Here is a 14,848-nt window from a genome sequence, read left to right on the forward strand (position 1 = left end):
GGGCGGGCCCGGAGTTGGGATTTACTTTACATCCACCAGTTCCACGTCGAAGCGCAACACGGTGTTTGGCGGAATGGTGCCGCCGCCCGCGCCCTGGGAGCCGTAGGCCAGCCGCGACGGAATCAGCAGGGTGGCTTTGCTGCCTTTGTTCATTAGGGCAATGCCTTCGTCCCACCCCGTAATCACCTGCCGCGCCCCTAGCTTAAAGCTGAAGGGCGTGTTGCCGCGCTTAGAGGTAGCGTCGAAAACAGTACCATCCAGCAGCATGCCCGTGTACAACACGGAGACCGTTTGACCTGCATTGGGTTGCACGCCGGTGGTTTTATTTGTGGGCACAAAGTACAGGCCGGAATCTTGGCGCTGGGCGTCCGTGAGCTTGTTATCGGCCACGTACTGCTTGATGATGCCCTCGTCAATTTGTGTGTAATCCTTCTCGTCTTCTTTTTGACAGGCTGCGAGCAGGCTCAGGGTGCTCAGCAGCACCAGCACGCGGCTGGGCAGGGAGCGGGAGAAAAAACGGTGTAGCATAGGCCTAAAAGCAAAAAAGCCGCCGCGCCCGGCCCCAGGGCGCAAGCACGGCGGCTCGGTTATGTAGTCGCGTTCCTTATTTAACGTCCACGAGTTCCACGTCGAAGCGCAGGGGCGCGTCGGCTGGGATGTCGGCGCCGGCGCCGCGCTGCCCGTAGGCCAGCGACGAGGGAATCAGCAGGGTAGCCTTGGTGCCTTTGTTGAGCAGGGCAATGCCCTTATCCCAACCCGGAATTACCTGGCCCACACCCAGCGGGAATTCGATTGGCTTATTGCCCATTTTAGCCGACGAGTCAAACACTTTGCCGTCGAGCAGCTTGCCTTCGTACAGCACCGAAACCGTCTGGCCGGGCGTAGGCTTGGCGCCGCTGCCGGCTTTGGTTACCACGTAGTACACGCCCGAAGGGTCTTTCTGCGCCGTCAGGTTGTTTTTCTTGATGTACTCCTGCAGAATCACGTCGTCCTTCTTGAGCTGCTGCTCAGCGTAGGCCATCATTTTCTTCTGCTGCTCTTCCATCTGCACTTTCTGGTCGGCCATGGCCTCTTCCTCAGTCTGCAGCTTGTCGGCCTTCACGTACATGCTCATCGTGTTGCCGGCCTTCTTCATGAACGGCGGCACGGGCTGCTTGAACGACTTGGCGAAGATGGTGTCCACGTTGAACTTGAACACGGCCGAGTCGCCGGGCTGCAGCAGGGCCAGGGCCTCTTCAATGCCACCCTTGGTGGTTACTTCCTGCAGCTTGATGCGCATCGGGATGCCCTGCTGCTTGCGGGAGTTGAACAGGACCGAGTCTTTGGCCGTGCGGTACTCCACATTCAGCGCCAGAATCTTGCCCAGCCGGTCTTTGTACGTGGCGTCGCCCTCGGCTGCTACCGATTTGTCGCTGTACTTGCCGCCTTCACTTTTGAAGATTTTATACTCGATGCCAGACTTGGTCTTGGTGAAGTCACCACCGCCCTTATTACAGGAGGCCAGGCCCAGAACGCCGGCAGCGAGGGCCAGGCTCAGAAAATTGCGTTGAAGGAACATGAAAAGAGAAGGGTTGGAAAAAGTATATTTTGAGGCAAGTTACACCGAAGGGGGCGCAACCGCCAAAGGCGCCGTCACGAGCTGCGTCTGGTACTCGGGCAGCAGGTCCAGAAAGCGCTGCACGGTGGGCTCCAGGGCCTCGTGGCTGATGCCACCGGCCGCGTTGTGGTGGCCACCGCCATTGAAGTTCTTGCGGGCAAACTCGTTGACGGAGAAGTCGCCCACCGAGCGGAAGGAAATCTTCACCGCCTGGCCCCGGTCGATGAGCACGGCCGCAAACACGACGCCCTCGATGCTGAGCGCGAAGTTGACCAGGCCCTCGGTATCACCGGTTTTGGACTGGTACTGCCGCAGCTCGTCCTGGGTAATGGCAATGTAGGCCGTGTTGTACTCGCGCAGCACCGTGAGCTTGTCCTTGAGCACGAAACCCAGGAAGCGCAGGCGCATTTCGGAGTGCGAGTCGTAGATGCGGCGGTGCACTGACGAGAGGTCAATACCGGCGTTGAGCAGCTCGGCAATGATCAGGTGCACGTTGCGCGAGGTGCTGGGGTGGCGGAACGAGCCCGTGTCGGTCATAATGCCGGCATACAGGCTCTCGCCGATACCCACGTCAATCATGTCCTGGTCGCCCAGGTCCCGGATTACCTCAAACACCAGCTCGGCCGTGGCCGCTGCTTTGGGGTTTGAAAAGTCGAGGTCGGCAAACTGCTCGGGCTCCAGGTGGTGGTCGATGAGGACCTTGGTGCCGGGCGCGGTGCGGATATACTCGCCCATCTCGTGGATGCGGCCCAGGCAGCTAAAGTCGAGGCAGAAGAGGACCTCGGCCGTGCCGATAATCTCCCTCACCTGCGCGTCGTTCTGCCGGGCATCGTACACCACTACCTCGTCGTTGCCGGGCATCCAGGACAGGAAGCTCGGATAGTCGGAAGGCGTGACAACGGTGACCTGGTGGCCTTTTTTGCGGAGGTATCCCGCCAAGCCCAGCGAGGAGCCGAGTGCGTCGGCATCGGGCTTGTGGTGAGTAGTGATGAAAATCTGCCGGGGCTGCGCGAGCAACTCCTTCAGTTCGCTGATAGTGGACATTGCCTACTGATAGGTGGCTGAAATTCGGTGGTTTAGGCCGGAAGCAAGGCGGCAAAAGTCGGAAATATTCCGCAGATAATCGCCGAGGACCTAACAAAGCTTGCTGGGCTTTGGGTTCGCACAAAGGTAACCTACGGGCCGCTATTCCGTAGGGCGGCCCGCCGGTGCAGCTTCAGAAAGGCGGAATCGGCCCCGCAAACCGCTAAAACAAGGGGTGAAGCAAGCAAAAGAAAAGTGGTGGTAGCGGGCTCGTACCCTAGCTGATGAGGTCGTTATTTGCGGAGTATTGTACTGAACTGCGCAGATTCGGCTACTTTTGCGGCCACAATCTGCCCCGGCAGGCTAACTCCTGATTTTACTTTCAACTTTATAAAACTTCTTCCGAATGGCAACTAACCGCACGTTCACGATGATTAAGCCCGACGCGGTGCAGGACAACCACATTGGTGGCATCCTGCAGATGATCGAAGAGGGTGGCTTCCGCATCGTTTCCCTGAAAAAAGTACAGCTGACCGCCGAGCGCGCCGGTGAATTCTACGCCGTGCACAAGGAGCGCCCCTTCTATGGCGACCTAGTAAAGTACATGTCCTCGGGCCCTATCGTAGCTGCCATCTTGGAGAAGGACAATGCCGTAGCCGATTTCCGCACCCTGATTGGCGCTACCAACCCCGCCCAGGCCGCTGAAGGCACCATCCGGAAGAAGTACGCCAAGAGCATCGAAGCCAACGCCGTGCACGGCTCGGACTCCGACGAAAACGCCCAGATTGAAGGCGACTTCTACTTCAGCGCCGACGAGCAGTTCTAAGCAAATAAAGTGAGCTAAGATAGCTGCTCTTTTACCATCTTGGCTTCGCTTACTATTGAAAATCCCGCTTCACAAGCTGTGAAGCGGGATTTTTTGTGTGCTGAAAATAAACTAAGCTTAAACTGATTTTATACTACTGGTATACCAAATACCCGTCTAGCGGGAAAAGCCGATGCGCCCTGGAGCCGGAACGGCTTCGAATGAGGGCGTGTCGCGGTTAAAGATATCGGCCAGAGCCATGGGCTCGGTTACGGGCTCAGCCTGGCCCAGCGAAGAAGCCAAGGCTTGGGCTTTTTCCTGCTGCAGAGGCTGAAAATGGTACGCCGCAATCAGGCGGCCTTTCCGCAGCAGAGCACTATCGATGCGGGTCAGGTCGGTATTGAAGGTGCAGATAATCTGAATGTGGAACCCGTCGGCCAGCAGCCCGTCGGAGAGGTTGAGCAGGTTGCTGACGGCGCTGGGAGTGCCGCCGGCCGCGTCGCGCTTCATGAGCAAAGACTCCGCATCCTCGATGATGAGAATAGAGTTGGTGTTGTCGTGCAGCAGATTGATAAACTCCGGGTCGGCAATGCGGGCCGCCAGGCTGGGCGGTATAAACAGCTTGGGCTTATCGGTAAGGCCGCAGAGGTGGCGAATGTAGCTGGTTTTGCCGGTGCCGGGCGGCCCGTGAAGAATAACGATACCCTTGTCCTGAGGCTGCTGCAGGCGCTGCACAATGGTCTCGTGAGTGGGCAGCAAGTCGTCGTTGTAGTGGGTGCTCAGGTTAAGCTCCGGCACCCGGATGTCGAGCGGGGTAAACTCCAGGTCGTTGTAAGCCAACCGCAGCACGTGAATGCGCTGACGTTCCTGCTGGCCGGCTTCCAGCTGCGCCAGGAGCAGGGCCTGCACCCGGGCCAGCGCCTCTGGGTCAGCCTGGGGCGAGTAGTAGAGATGAGCGCCCCGGTCGCCGTAGAGGCCGTATCCGCGGAACAGTAGCAACAAGTGAGGGGCCAGCAGCACGGCCAGCAAGCCGATTTCGGGTTCCTGACCTACTTTCTCCATGTACATCAGGCGGGCCACCGTGGCGGCTTCCATATCGAGCTGCTGAGCCAGTTCACCCAATACCAGCTGTCGGGCGGCAGCCGACGACAACTGATAGGACAGCTGCTGCGGCAGCCGGCCGAAGGCGCCGTAAAACCAGGCCGTGGGTTGGAAGTAAGAATCCCGCTCAAACATGGAAGTCAGATCGGGTGAGGGAATTGTAGGGGAGGGTAGTGGTTGTGGCATAGACTATAGGGAAACTGGGAAAAGCCGCGCCCCGGCCGCCGCAGTGCTTGCGGCCACCGGGGCGCGGGTAGTTAATTCCGATGGGTGGTTAGGCCGGTTCGGCCGACAATAAGGGCTCGGTGTGCTCGGTGTTTTGCGCTTCCTGGGGCGTGTGCTTGTGGCGGAATAAAACGACAAACAGCACGGCAATGGCCAGGGCATAGCCAGCAAACGCCAGCCAGATACCCTGCCAATCCTTGGTGACTCCATCAGCGGCGGTAAAATACTGTTCGATAACATAACCGCTAACCAGGGAGCCTAGGACTGCCCCAAAACCATTGGTCATCATCATAAACAAGCCCTGCGCGCTGGCTCGGATGCTGGGCTGCGTCTGGGTTTCGACGAACAGCGAGCCGGAGATGTTAAAGAAATCGAACGCCATGCCGTACACGATGCACGAGAGGATAATCATCCAAAGGCCCGCGTTTAAGTCGCCGTAAGCAAACAGTCCGAACCGTAGCACCCAGGCTATCATGCTGAAGAGCATCACTTGTTTGATGCCAAAACGACGCAGGAAGAAGGGGATAGCCAAGATAAACAGCGTCTCGGAAATCTGGGAAATGGACATGATAATGGCCGGGTGGGTTTTCAGGGCATCTATCGGATGCGCAACCAAATACCGCAGCACCTCGGCCAAGGGCATTTCCTCAGTGGTCACGCTGTTAGGAGGCAGCAAGTCATGCAGGAAAGTATCGCCGTAGGCATTGGTGAGCTGTAAAGCGGCGCCCAGCAGCATGGCAAACAGGAAGAAGGTGAGCATCTTCGGGTCGCGCAGCAGGGCAAACGACTTCAGGCCCAGCACATCAATCAGGGAGCGGCTGGGCGTATCCTTGGCCGTAGGCGGGCACTTGGGCAGGGTAAAGGAGTACAGACCCAGCATGAAAGCCGCAGCAGCAGCCACGTAGAACTGATTGGCCGACTTCTCGAAACCCAGCAGACTAACCGTCCACATGGCGGCAATGAAGCCGATGGTGCCCCATACGCGGATGGGCGGGTAGTCCTTCACCACGTCGAAGCCCTCTTTTTTAAGCACTGAGTACGACACGGCAATGGACAAGCCTAGCGTGGGCATGTAGAAAAACATGTTTAGCAGGATAACCTGAAACATGGTGCCGGGAGAGTCGACCAAGGGTACGGTGCACAGCACGACGGCGCCTAGCAGGTGGAGCACGCCGTAGAGCTTTTCGGCATTTACCCACTTATCGGCTACGATACCCATGAGGGAGGGCATGAAGATGGACGCAATGCCCATGGTAGCAAACACGGCCCCGAACTGTTCGCCCGACCACTGTTTGGTTTGAAACCAATACGCGCCAATGGTAATCAGCCACGAGCCCCAGATGAAAAACTGTAAGAAGCTCAGGATAGTGAGACGCAACTTCGTACTCATGCAATTCAATTAAAAAACGGGAGGGAGGGAATTTTGCTCCTAAATATACAAGATTATCGGCCTGGGGAATTACCAGTTAAGGTTTGGTTAACTCGGCGGGCAGCATGCCAATGCAGCTATATAGTAGGGTCTGCTGCACCCCTGGAGCCGCTATAAGAAAGAAGCAAAAGGGCGTTTTAGGTTCCTGTCAAAGGCTTCGAATCAGCAGGAAAAGGTACTAGATGACAGATTGGCTACGGTGAACAGGAAGGCCGTTGAAAAAAAAGTTTGCGTTGTGATGTAGTTTATAATGTAAACTAGTTTATGTTTGTATCACTCAAGCACACATCCACAACCTCAACCCTTTAGCACTATGTCGACCGCCACCACTTTCGTTTCCGCTCCCGCTTCTGCCGCTGGTCAGCCGCTGCCTATCACGCCCCAGGAGTTGGCTACCAACGCTACTGACTACTTGCTCTGGGGTACGGCTCTGGGCACGGCGGCTCTGGTACAGGCCGCCGTGCCGAACCTGCAGGGCCTGCCGTTCCGCGTGGCCATTGCCGGCGCCGGCCTCACGGCTTTTGCCTTTCACTTCTACCGCGGCTACCGGCTGCCCGAGCGTTCGGGGCAGGGCGAGGCGGTGCGGTTGCTGCGCCTGGCTACCTGGGTAGTACTGGCCGTACTACCGGCTCTAGTGCCCAAGCTGGGCTGGTCCACGGTGCTGCCCTTGATGCTGTTTGCCATTGGTACGCGCACTTTCGTGGCCGGCGGCATCCTGCAGCTGCGCACCCTGATTTTTGGCGGGGCGGCGGCCTGGGTATTCGGCACTCTGGCTTTGCGCTTCCAGGCACCAACTGACCAGATGCTGCTTTTGCTGGCTACTGCGGCGGCCGCTTTGCTGGTGCCCGGGCCGTACTGCGCGCTGCCGCCCGGCGCTAGTTTCCGTTGCTGACTTTCACTACTTGCTGTCAATTGCCATGATTACTGCGCAAACCCTGGCTGGCTTTCAGCTGAAAAACCGGCTGACCTTCCGCGGAGGCGTCATCGTTGGAGCGTCGGTGGGGCTAACCGGAGGCGTTGTGCTGGGTTGGGTGCTACCCGGTCAGTTGCTGGGCCTGCTGCTCCTGGCAAGTGGGGGTTTGGTATGGTTGCTGGGGCTGCTGAGTCGGGAGCGGCGCCAGAGCCAAGAGCCTACGCTGAAGGCGCGGCCGGTTAAGGCAGAGCCCGCGCCCAAATGTCTTGCCCACCGGCCCAGTCAGTCCCAGGAAATTCGTTGTAATCCGTTTTTTGAGTTGCTCTCGTCCTCTTCTCTGTAGTTTTACCCCTGCCTTTTGCCTAATCCCCTTATGGAAACCACTGACAAACCGCTGACCGGACCGGAAAGCCTGCACCTGATTCAGCAGATGATTCGGGAGGCCAAGCAGGACCTGAGCGACAATTCCTTCGACCTGCTGCTCTGGGGCTGGCTGGTGCTGGCCGCTACGCTGGTGCATTACGGTTTGCTGCAAACCGGTTACAATAAGCCCTGGCTGGTCTGGCCTATTCTAATGGGCCTGGGCTCGGTGGCGGCCTTTGTAAACGGGGTGCGCCGCGGCCGGCGCGAAAAGGTGCGCACCGCCCAGGGCGACTTTATGGTGTATCTGTGGTCGGGGTTCGGGGTCCTGATGCTCATGCTCCTGGGCGTGGGTTCTACCGAGGGCTGGAGCAAAGTTTACCCGCTCATTATCGGTTTGTATGGCCTGGGTACGTTTGCCACTGGTGGAGCACTACGGTTTCGGCCGTTGGTGCTGGGCGGAGCGGCCTGCTGGCTGCTGGCGACACTGGCGTTTCGGGTCGACTTTGCCACCCAGCTCCTGCTGGTAGCTGCGGCCGTGCTGGTGGCCTATATTATTCCCGGGCATCTGCTCAAAGCTCGTTTCCGCCGTGGCCGCGCCGTTTGAGGACCTCGACCCGCTGCTGCATTCCCAGCTTCGGCTGGCAGTAATGTCGCTGTTGCTCAGTGTGCGCGAGGCTGAGTTTACCTTTTTGAAGGAGAAAACTGGCGCCACCGCCGGCAACCTGAGCGTGCAGATCGGCAAGCTCAAGGACGCGGGCTACCTGACCATGACCAAGGAATTCAGCGGCAGTTACCCGCTTACGCGCTGCGCCATTACGCCCCAGGGCGTGGCCGCGTTTGAAGCCTACGTTCAGTCCCTGCAGCGCTACCTCAAGCCCCCGGATTCGGCGTAAACCGAGGGTTACGTTACATAAAAAAAGCCCGCTCCAGTTATGAAGCGGGCTTTTTGCTGGTTGCAAAGCCAAGAACTAGCTGGCTTCGGCGAAGCGGCGGTTCACCTCGTCCCAGTTGATGGCGTTGTAGAAGGCCGCAATGTAGTCGGGGCGACGGTTCTGGTACTTCAGGTAGTAGGCGTGCTCCCACACGTCGAGGCCCAGCACGGGCGTGCCTTTGCAGCCGGTGTCGGGCATCAGCGGGTTGTCCTGGTTGGGCGTCGAGCAGATCTGTACCGAGCCGTCAGCCTGCTTGCACAGCCACGCCCAGCCCGAGCCGAAGCGCGTGGTGGCGGCTTTGGTGAATTCTTCCTTGAACTTCTCGTAGCTGCCGAAGGCCGAAGTAATGGCTTCGCCGATGGCGCCGGTGGGCTCACCGCCACCGTTGGGACCCAGAATGGTCCAGAACAGGGAGTGGTTCCAGTGGCCACCGCCATTGTTGCGCACGGCCGCCGGGCCGAGGCAATGTTGTGCATCAGCTCTTCCAGCGACTTGCCTTCCAGGTCGGTGCCGGCAATGGCGTTGTTGAGGTTGGTAACGTAGGCCTGATGGTGCTTGGTGTGGTGAATTTCCATCGTCTGCGCGTCGATTTGGGGCTCTAGCGCGTCGTAGGCGTAAGGAAGTTGGGGCAGTTCGAAAGCCATAAAGTAGGGGTGTTAAGTTGGATGAATGTATGCGGGTGGAAGAGGCTAGGTATTAACTCCGATGCCGTCCATATGGTTGTGGACCGGGGCAGCAGCGCGGCCAAAAGTAGATTATTTACGGCGTTGTGCGAAAAACTCCCGCATGAGTTCGGCCGACTCCTGACCCAGGATTCCGGTAACCAACTCGGTGCGGGGATGCAATAGGTTGCCATGCCGCCGAAAACCGCGTTTTTCCTCGGGCGCCCCGTACACCACGCGCTTCACCTGGGCCCAGAAGCTGGCCCCGGCGCACATCACGCAGGGCTCCACCGTGACGTAAAGCGTGCAGTCGGCCAGGTACTTGTTGCCCAGGTAATTGGCCGCAGCCGTCAGGGCCAGCATTTCGGCGTGGGCCGTCACGTCGCGCAGCTTCTCGGTTTGGTTGTAGGCCCGGGCAATAATCTGCTTGTCCATCACAACCACGGCCCCAATTGGAATTTCCTCCTCCTGCAAGGCGTAGCGCGCCTGTTTCAGCGCCTCCCGCATGTAGTGCTCGTCGGAATACAGAGAAAGAGTCATGATTTCAAAAGGGAAGAAGGTACTGAAGTGCAAAGGTGACAGAATCTGTCATGGCGAGCGAAGCGCGGCCATCCGTCCTCTGAAGTGGAGAAAGTTTTCGTAAGTGAAAAGCCCTTTACTACCGAGATAGTAAAGGGCTTTCTAGTAAAAGAAAGAGTCGTACTGCGCAGAGGACGGATGGCTTCGCGCTGCTCGCCAGGCCACGAAGGTGTCAACTTACTTTTTCACCGTAATGGTCTGCATCAAAGCCTGGGCGGTGGGGCGCCACTGGGGCTGCTCTTCGGCGGGGCAGTTGAAGGTGAAGACCAGCAGCTGGTCGCCCTGAATGGCGTACTGCACAAACTGGTAGCGGCGGATGGGCGCCAGGTTGCTACCGCGCTTGTTGTCGGCCACCGATGAGACGAACTCGAAGGCAATAAAGTCGCGCTTGTTGATGGTTCGAATGTCCTCGGACAGGAATTCAACCTTGGAGTACATGTTCTGGATGCTGGACTTGTAGATTTTCAGCAGCAGGCCGTAGTCCCGGTCGGTGAAGGTGGTGGGCTTCTGGGCCACGCTCAAATCCACGCGGCCACTGGGGTTGGTAAACACGGCCAGGGGCCGGCGGGCAGCGGGATATTTGGCCGCTATACCGTCGTCGGGCAGCGTGGTAAAGCCGGCCGGCACCCCGATGGTAATGTTTTTGCCAACCGTCGTTTTAGTGAGCTTGGGGCCGGCAAAGGCCGCAAGCAACCCGATTACCAGCAGTAGAGCGGCGAGGCGCCCCAGCAAAGTGGATGTTTTCATAAGAGAGCGGCAAGGTAACCGGGCGGCCGCAAATGAGCCGCCCCGCGGAAGAGTTTAGGGTAAAACGCGCAAACCACGCGGGTCTGTTCCGGGAAGCCGGTTGAAAGAAAACGCCTCCGAAACCAGAACGATTTCGGAGGCGGAAAATGGCCCTGAAGCTTCCTAGCGACGCTTTTTCGAAACTGGCGCCGAAGGATACTTAATACGGACCTTCTTCCAGTACACGTAGTTGCCCGTTTTGGCCTCTACCATGTAGGTGCCGGCCGGAATGCGGCCCAGGTCAACCGGCGCGCCGGTGTTGTTGGCCGGGTCCAACTCGGTGGTGTAGATGGGCTTGTTCTTGTAGTCGGTCATCACCAGCGTGCCGGGCTTGGTAAACTGCTGGGTGAAGCTAAGCATAATAGTTTGCCCACCCGAAGCCGGGAATACGTCGATGCCCGAGAGGGTTTCTACGCGCTTGATAGGGCCATTCAGGGTCACGGGCTCGGCGTCGGCTTCCGTTTTGGTTTTCACCGAGGCACCGGTTTCCGACTTCGACTTGGTCTTAACTTTCGTCTGGGCCTGGGCCGCGGAGAAGGTAAACAGGGCTGCGGCGGCGAGAAGAACGGTACGTTTCATATGCAGATGGAGGGGAGAAAGCGGTATAGCAGTGTCGGGAAGGCGCATTGCAGAATCCGGGCCAATTTTCTAAAAGGCGACGCGCCCGGCTGCCCAGGCCACGAAGGTAGCACGGTTCGTCTTGTCGTAATCATTTACGCTACCCGAAATGATAACGAAAAGCGGGAGCGGGCAGTGTGCCGAGCGTCTGGTTGGCAAATTCGGGGGCATTGCTTTCTAGATGTGGCGCACGCGCCCATGAATCCTATCTTTGCGCCGAGCGTCCCGCTTTCTTCATCCCGAATATCCCTAGTTTATGCTCCGTACGCACACTTGCGGCGAACTTCGCCCCGACCATATTGGCCAAACCGTAACCCTCGCCGGCTGGGTGCAGCGCACCCGCGACAAGGGCGGCATTCTCTGGATTGATTTGCGCGACCGGTACGGCATCACCCAGCTGGCCCTGGAAGAAGGCGTGGAAACCGAGCAGGTGCGGGCCCAGGCCCGGGAGCTGGGCCGCGAGTTTGTGCTGAGCGTAACGGGTAAAGTAGCCGAGCGCCACTCCAAAAACGACAAGATGCCCACCGGCGGCATCGAAATCCGGGTGGAGACGCTCAACGTGCTGAACCCGGCCAAGCTGCCGCCCTTCCTGATTGAGGACGAAACCGACGGCGGCGACGACCTGCGCATGAAGTACCGCTACCTCGATTTGCGCCGCAACCCGGTGCGCAACAACCTGATGCTGCGCCACCGCATGGCCCAGGCCGTGCGCCGCTACCTCGACGGGCAGCAGTTTATCGAAGTAGAAACCCCGGTGCTGATTAAAAGCACGCCCGAAGGAGCCCGCGACTTTGTGGTGCCCTCGCGCATGAACCCCGGCGAGTTTTACGCCCTGCCCCAGTCGCCCCAGACCTTCAAGCAGCTGCTGATGGTGTCGGGCTTCGACCGGTACTTCCAGATCGTGAAGTGCTTCCGCGACGAAGACCTGCGCGCCGACCGGCAGCCGGAATTCACCCAGATTGACTGCGAAATGGCTTTCGTGGAGCAGGAAGACATCCTGAGTACTTTCGAAGGCCTGGTGCAGTACCTGTTCCGGGAAGTGAAAGGCCTGGAAATCGGGACCCTGCCCCGCATGACCTACGCCGACGCCATGCGCTACTACGGCAACGACAAGCCCGACACGCGCTTTGAAATGAAGTTTGTGGAACTCAACGACGTGGTAAAAGGCCAGGGCTTCCCCGTGTTCGACGCGGCTGGTTTGGTAGTCGGCATCAACGCCCACAACTCGGCCATGTATACCCGCAAGCAGCTCGACGAACTGACCGAGTTTGTGAAGCGGCCCCAGGTGGGCGCCACCGGCTTGGTGTACGCCCGCGTAGAGCCCGACGGCAATGTGAAGTCGTCGGTCGACAAGTTCTACTCCCAGGACGAGCTGCAGAAGTGGAAAGCCGCTTTCAACGCCCAGCCCGGCGACCTGCTGCTAATTCTGGCTGGGGAGCCCAACAAAACCCGCAAGGCCCTCTCGGAGCTGCGCTTGGAAATGGGCAGCGTATGGGTCTGCGCGACAAGGACGTGTTTTCGCCGCTGTGGGTGGTTGATTTCCCGCTGCTGGAATACATCGAGGAGGAAGGCCGCTACTTTGCCATGCACCACCCCTTCACTTCGCCCAAGCCCGAGGACGTAGCCCTGCTCGACAACCCCGCCACCATCGGCGAGGTGCGGGCCAATGCCTACGACATGGTCATTAACGGTGTAGAAGTGGGCGGCGGCTCTATCCGCATCCACGACCGGGGCGTGCAGGCCCGCATGTTCAGCCTGCTCGGTTTCTCGGATGAGGAAGCTAAGGCCCAGTTCGGCTTCCTGCTCGACGCCTTCGAGTACGGCGCCCCGCCCCACGGCGGCATTGCCTTCGGCTTCGACCGTCTCTGCAGCCTCTTCGGCGGCGCCGACTCGATTCGGGACTTCATTGCCTTCCCCAAGAACAACTCCGGCCGCGACGTTATGATTGACTCGCCCTCTCCCATTTCCGGGGCTCAGCTCAAGGAGTTGAGCATTGCCACAGCGGTGGAGAAGAAGTAGGTAGTGAGCTTTACATACCTACTGGAAGCGCCTGAGTGGTATGACAGGACCGTACGTTACTCGTGGCGCTGGGCAATTGTAAGTCTTATAACTGGGGGCTTTTTCCTTTGGTTACAATTCGGCACTGAGTTCGGCAAACATCAAAGTAGAGACAGGGCGGGAGCTTTAGGAATAGTCCTCTCCGTTTCAGGCAGCTACCTCCTGGTTAACCGAAGCCCCAAATTCAAGCTAGCCGAAGCAGGCGTTTGGACGCCTCATAGTGGTTTTTGGCCTCGGGCACAAATTGATGTACGAATTGAGAGGCATGGGAAACTACAAGAAACATATATAGCGCTCTATTCAGTTGATCAGCAAAAATACCTTGAGAAAATTCGCCTTACACTACTCGATATAAGCAGAGAAGAATTGGAAGTTTGGATAACTCGTGTGAATGCAAGTCATAATGAATGATTAAGTCTGTAAGCGGCACCTGATATTTCAGGTGCCGCTTTTGCTTTTACCCTCTTTACAACCAGGCCACGTTCTCCCGAAACTCCACCGGATACATGTTCATATACTGCACGATGCGCGGGTAGGTGCCGCGGTTGGGACTACTGCCGTGGGCAGGAAGTGGTGCCAGATGACTAGGTCGCCGGCCTGGGCGGCAATGGGTACAGCCTGGGCATCCAGGTTTACCTGGCGCGGGTCGGTGCCGGCGGGCAGCTGGGCCAGCCAGGTTTCCAGCTGACGGTGAAAGCCCGGTACGCAGCAAAAAGCGCCTTGCTCAGCGGGCGTGTCGCAGAGGTAAAGCAGGCCCTGGGTGCCGAAGTGGAAGGGCGGCTGCAAACTCATATCCCAGTGCAGGTGGGGGCCCTGGAAAGGCAAATTGGCGGTTTCGGGCGGGTTAAAGCTCGTGCGGTCGGTGGTCATCCACAGGTCGGGTGTGCCCCAGATTTGGGCAAAGGCTTTTTGAATCCGCATGGACCGGCGGTTGGCCAGCAGGGTAGGGTGGTGGTAGAAATCCATCATGATGCCTTTCCCAATGGGCTTTTCATACCAGGAAGCGGGCTGTCGGGGTGCATGCCCAGGGTTTCCCACACGGCCTGCTCGGTGGCCCGGGCCTGCTCCCGGGAAACGGCCTGGCGCACGATGACGTAGCCGTTTTCGTCCCAGAAGCGCAGGTCCTCGGCGCTGAGCACATCTTCCTGGGCTTCGATTGTGAGCAGATAAGCCTGCAACTCCTCCCCGTAAGGCTGGCCCGAGAAGATGCTGTTCAGTCGCTCAATTTGCTGGGGAGCAAGCCACCCGTCGTTTTTAGCCAGAACCCACTGCTCAAAATCGTCGAAGCTTGGGGCAACCTGCAGCAGGTAGCGCGTCGTTTCTTCCAGCGGCAGGCCCAGCCCATTCAGCAGCAGATTATCAAACCGCCATTCCTGCTCGGTAAGCTCACTGCCCCGGCCGGTGCGTTTGGCCAGGGTCTGGGCCCAGAAACGCTTCAGATGCCGTACGCCAAGCAGCCCGGTTTCGGTGGAGCTGATAAGGGGTAGATGCTGGCTCATAGGCTGTATTGAGTGCTGGTCTGCTGTAAGGCGGCAATACATTAAAAGTAGAAAGCAATTCCACCAGTATGCCCTGTGCAAAACGCTCTAGTTGCCGCTGTGAATAGTTACGCAAGGTAAGGGCCCGGACGGCCGGGCGCCAGTCTAGCTGCTAGGCAAGCTCAAACAATTTTTTGGTCGGAAATTCCTCGGTTGCAAACTCTTGCCCAGGTCATCTTTGGCCGGAAGTGGTTCCCCGCAGTATCATTGCGGGCTGCT

15 protein-coding genes and 2 pseudogenes are annotated in these 14,848 nt (G+C 58.4%); 6 read left to right on the plus strand and 11 right to left on the minus strand.

Features of this window, described 5'->3' with window-relative positions; translation table 11 throughout:
* Positions 1–21 precede the first annotated feature (21 nt).
* The 3 genes from MUN79_RS08630 to MUN79_RS08640 form a co-directional block, all read right to left on the minus strand.
* Positions 22–528, minus strand: coding sequence for an FKBP-type peptidyl-prolyl cis-trans isomerase (locus MUN79_RS08630; RefSeq protein ID WP_244677293.1), 507 nt, complete (start codon positions 526–528; stop codon positions 22–24).
* Between the two features lie 76 nt (positions 529–604).
* Positions 605–1,558 carry an FKBP-type peptidyl-prolyl cis-trans isomerase gene (locus MUN79_RS08635; protein ID WP_244677294.1) on the minus strand — a complete coding sequence of 318 codons (954 nt, stop codon included), beginning with the start codon at positions 1,556–1,558 and terminating at the stop codon, positions 605–607.
* 39 nt (positions 1,559–1,597) lie between these two features.
* On the minus strand, positions 1,598–2,641 hold the full coding sequence (locus MUN79_RS08640; protein ID WP_244677295.1) for a DHH family phosphoesterase: 1,044 nt from the start codon (positions 2,639–2,641) through the stop codon (positions 1,598–1,600).
* 385 nt (positions 2,642–3,026) lie between these two features.
* On the opposite strand from MUN79_RS08640, the gene MUN79_RS08645 reads away from it, so the two are divergent.
* Complete coding sequence (locus MUN79_RS08645) at positions 3,027–3,446, plus strand: nucleoside-diphosphate kinase (RefSeq protein WP_100339127.1); 420 nt, start codon at positions 3,027–3,029, stop codon at positions 3,444–3,446.
* Positions 3,447–3,602: 156 nt separating this feature from the next.
* Here the strand turns inward: MUN79_RS08645 and MUN79_RS08650 are convergent, their stop codons facing one another.
* Complete coding sequence (locus MUN79_RS08650; RefSeq protein ID WP_244677296.1) at positions 3,603–4,712, minus strand: AAA family ATPase; 1,110 nt, start codon at positions 4,710–4,712, stop codon at positions 3,603–3,605.
* 88 nt (positions 4,713–4,800) lie between these two features.
* The gene (locus tag MUN79_RS08655) at positions 4,801–6,141 is read right to left on the minus strand and encodes a nucleoside permease (RefSeq protein WP_244677297.1); all 1,341 of its coding nucleotides are present in this window, start codon (positions 6,139–6,141) and stop codon (positions 4,801–4,803) included.
* A gap of 352 nt (positions 6,142–6,493) precedes the next feature.
* On the opposite strand from MUN79_RS08655, the gene MUN79_RS08660 reads away from it, so the two are divergent.
* Genes MUN79_RS08660 through MUN79_RS08675 form a run of 4 tightly spaced genes read left to right on the plus strand, consistent with a single transcriptional unit; the run spans position 6,494 to position 8,349 of the window.
* The gene (locus MUN79_RS08660; RefSeq protein WP_244677298.1) at positions 6,494–7,072 is read left to right on the plus strand and encodes a hypothetical protein; all 579 of its coding nucleotides are present in this window, start codon (positions 6,494–6,496) and stop codon (positions 7,070–7,072) included.
* A gap of 25 nt (positions 7,073–7,097) precedes the next feature.
* A complete protein-coding gene (locus MUN79_RS08665; RefSeq protein WP_244677299.1) occupies positions 7,098–7,436 on the plus strand; it encodes a hypothetical protein in 339 nt (112 codons plus the stop codon).
* Positions 7,437–7,466: 30 nt separating this feature from the next.
* Entirely contained in the window at positions 7,467–8,060 is a 594-nt protein-coding gene (locus tag MUN79_RS08670) for a hypothetical protein (protein WP_244677300.1), read from the plus strand.
* Complete coding sequence (locus MUN79_RS08675; RefSeq protein ID WP_244677301.1) at positions 8,044–8,349, plus strand: winged helix-turn-helix domain-containing protein; 306 nt, start codon at positions 8,044–8,046, stop codon at positions 8,347–8,349. Before MUN79_RS08670 ends, MUN79_RS08675 begins: the two co-directional genes overlap by 17 nt.
* A 75-nt stretch (positions 8,350–8,424) precedes the next feature.
* Here MUN79_RS08675 and MUN79_RS08680 read toward each other — a convergent pair.
* The 4 genes and pseudogenes from MUN79_RS08680 to MUN79_RS08695 form a co-directional block, all read right to left on the minus strand.
* Positions 8,425–9,032, minus strand: a pseudogene (locus MUN79_RS08680) (superoxide dismutase).
* Positions 9,033–9,143: 111 nt separating this feature from the next.
* Positions 9,144–9,590 carry a nucleoside deaminase gene (locus tag MUN79_RS08685; RefSeq protein ID WP_244677302.1) on the minus strand — a complete coding sequence of 149 codons (447 nt, stop codon included), beginning with the start codon at positions 9,588–9,590 and terminating at the stop codon, positions 9,144–9,146.
* A 216-nt stretch (positions 9,591–9,806) separates the two neighbouring features.
* Entirely contained in the window at positions 9,807–10,376 is a 570-nt protein-coding gene (locus MUN79_RS08690; RefSeq protein WP_244677303.1) for a DUF1795 domain-containing protein, read from the minus strand.
* Positions 10,377–10,538: 162 nt separating this feature from the next.
* Positions 10,539–10,994, minus strand: coding sequence for a T9SS type A sorting domain-containing protein (locus tag MUN79_RS08695; RefSeq protein ID WP_244677304.1), 456 nt, complete (start codon positions 10,992–10,994; stop codon positions 10,539–10,541).
* Positions 10,995–11,289: 295 nt separating this feature from the next.
* On the opposite strand from MUN79_RS08695, the pseudogene aspS reads away from it, so the two are divergent.
* Positions 11,290–13,052 (plus strand): annotated as a pseudogene (gene aspS / locus MUN79_RS08700) (aspartate--tRNA ligase).
* 549 nt (positions 13,053–13,601) lie between these two features.
* Here aspS and MUN79_RS08705 read toward each other — a convergent pair.
* Together MUN79_RS08705 and MUN79_RS08710 are read right to left on the minus strand one after the other, a co-directional pair.
* Positions 13,602–14,060 (minus strand): phytanoyl-CoA dioxygenase family protein, encoded by a 459-nt coding sequence (locus MUN79_RS08705; RefSeq protein ID WP_244677305.1) that lies wholly within the window; start codon positions 14,058–14,060, stop codon positions 13,602–13,604.
* Positions 14,057–14,590 carry a phytanoyl-CoA dioxygenase family protein gene (locus MUN79_RS08710; protein WP_244677306.1) on the minus strand — a complete coding sequence of 178 codons (534 nt, stop codon included), beginning with the start codon at positions 14,588–14,590 and terminating at the stop codon, positions 14,057–14,059. Before MUN79_RS08710 ends, MUN79_RS08705 begins: the two co-directional genes overlap by 4 nt.
* Positions 14,591–14,848: the final 258 nt, after the last annotated feature.

It is taken from the genome of Hymenobacter cellulosilyticus (assembly GCF_022919215.1).
Classification (GTDB): domain Bacteria; phylum Bacteroidota; class Bacteroidia; order Cytophagales; family Hymenobacteraceae; genus Hymenobacter; species Hymenobacter cellulosilyticus.

Coding starts and splice junctions, on each gene's coding strand:
- MUN79_RS08630 (WP_244677293.1), bottom strand. CDS start 528: ATGCTACACCGTTTTTTCTCCCGCTCCCTGCCCAGCCGCGTGCTGGTG.
- MUN79_RS08635 (WP_244677294.1), bottom strand. CDS start 1,558: ATGTTCCTTCAACGCAATTTTCTGAGCCTGGCCCTCGCTGCCGGCGTT.
- MUN79_RS08640 (WP_244677295.1), bottom strand. CDS start 2,641: ATGTCCACTATCAGCGAACTGAAGGAGTTGCTCGCGCAGCCCCGGCAG.
- MUN79_RS08645 (WP_100339127.1), top strand. CDS start 3,027: ATGGCAACTAACCGCACGTTCACGATGATTAAGCCCGACGCGGTGCAG.
- MUN79_RS08650 (WP_244677296.1), bottom strand. CDS start 4,712: ATGCCACAACCACTACCCTCCCCTACAATTCCCTCACCCGATCTGACT.
- MUN79_RS08655 (WP_244677297.1), bottom strand. CDS start 6,141: ATGAGTACGAAGTTGCGTCTCACTATCCTGAGCTTCTTACAGTTTTTC.
- MUN79_RS08660 (WP_244677298.1), top strand. CDS start 6,494: ATGTCGACCGCCACCACTTTCGTTTCCGCTCCCGCTTCTGCCGCTGGT.
- MUN79_RS08665 (WP_244677299.1), top strand. CDS start 7,098: ATGATTACTGCGCAAACCCTGGCTGGCTTTCAGCTGAAAAACCGGCTG.
- MUN79_RS08670 (WP_244677300.1), top strand. CDS start 7,467: ATGGAAACCACTGACAAACCGCTGACCGGACCGGAAAGCCTGCACCTG.
- MUN79_RS08685 (WP_244677302.1), bottom strand. CDS start 9,590: ATGACTCTTTCTCTGTATTCCGACGAGCACTACATGCGGGAGGCGCTG.
- MUN79_RS08690 (WP_244677303.1), bottom strand. CDS start 10,376: ATGAAAACATCCACTTTGCTGGGGCGCCTCGCCGCTCTACTGCTGGTA.
- MUN79_RS08695 (WP_244677304.1), bottom strand. CDS start 10,994: ATGAAACGTACCGTTCTTCTCGCCGCCGCAGCCCTGTTTACCTTCTCC.
- MUN79_RS08705 (WP_244677305.1), bottom strand. CDS start 14,060: ATGATGGATTTCTACCACCACCCTACCCTGCTGGCCAACCGCCGGTCC.
- MUN79_RS08710 (WP_244677306.1), bottom strand. CDS start 14,590: ATGAGCCAGCATCTACCCCTTATCAGCTCCACCGAAACCGGGCTGCTT.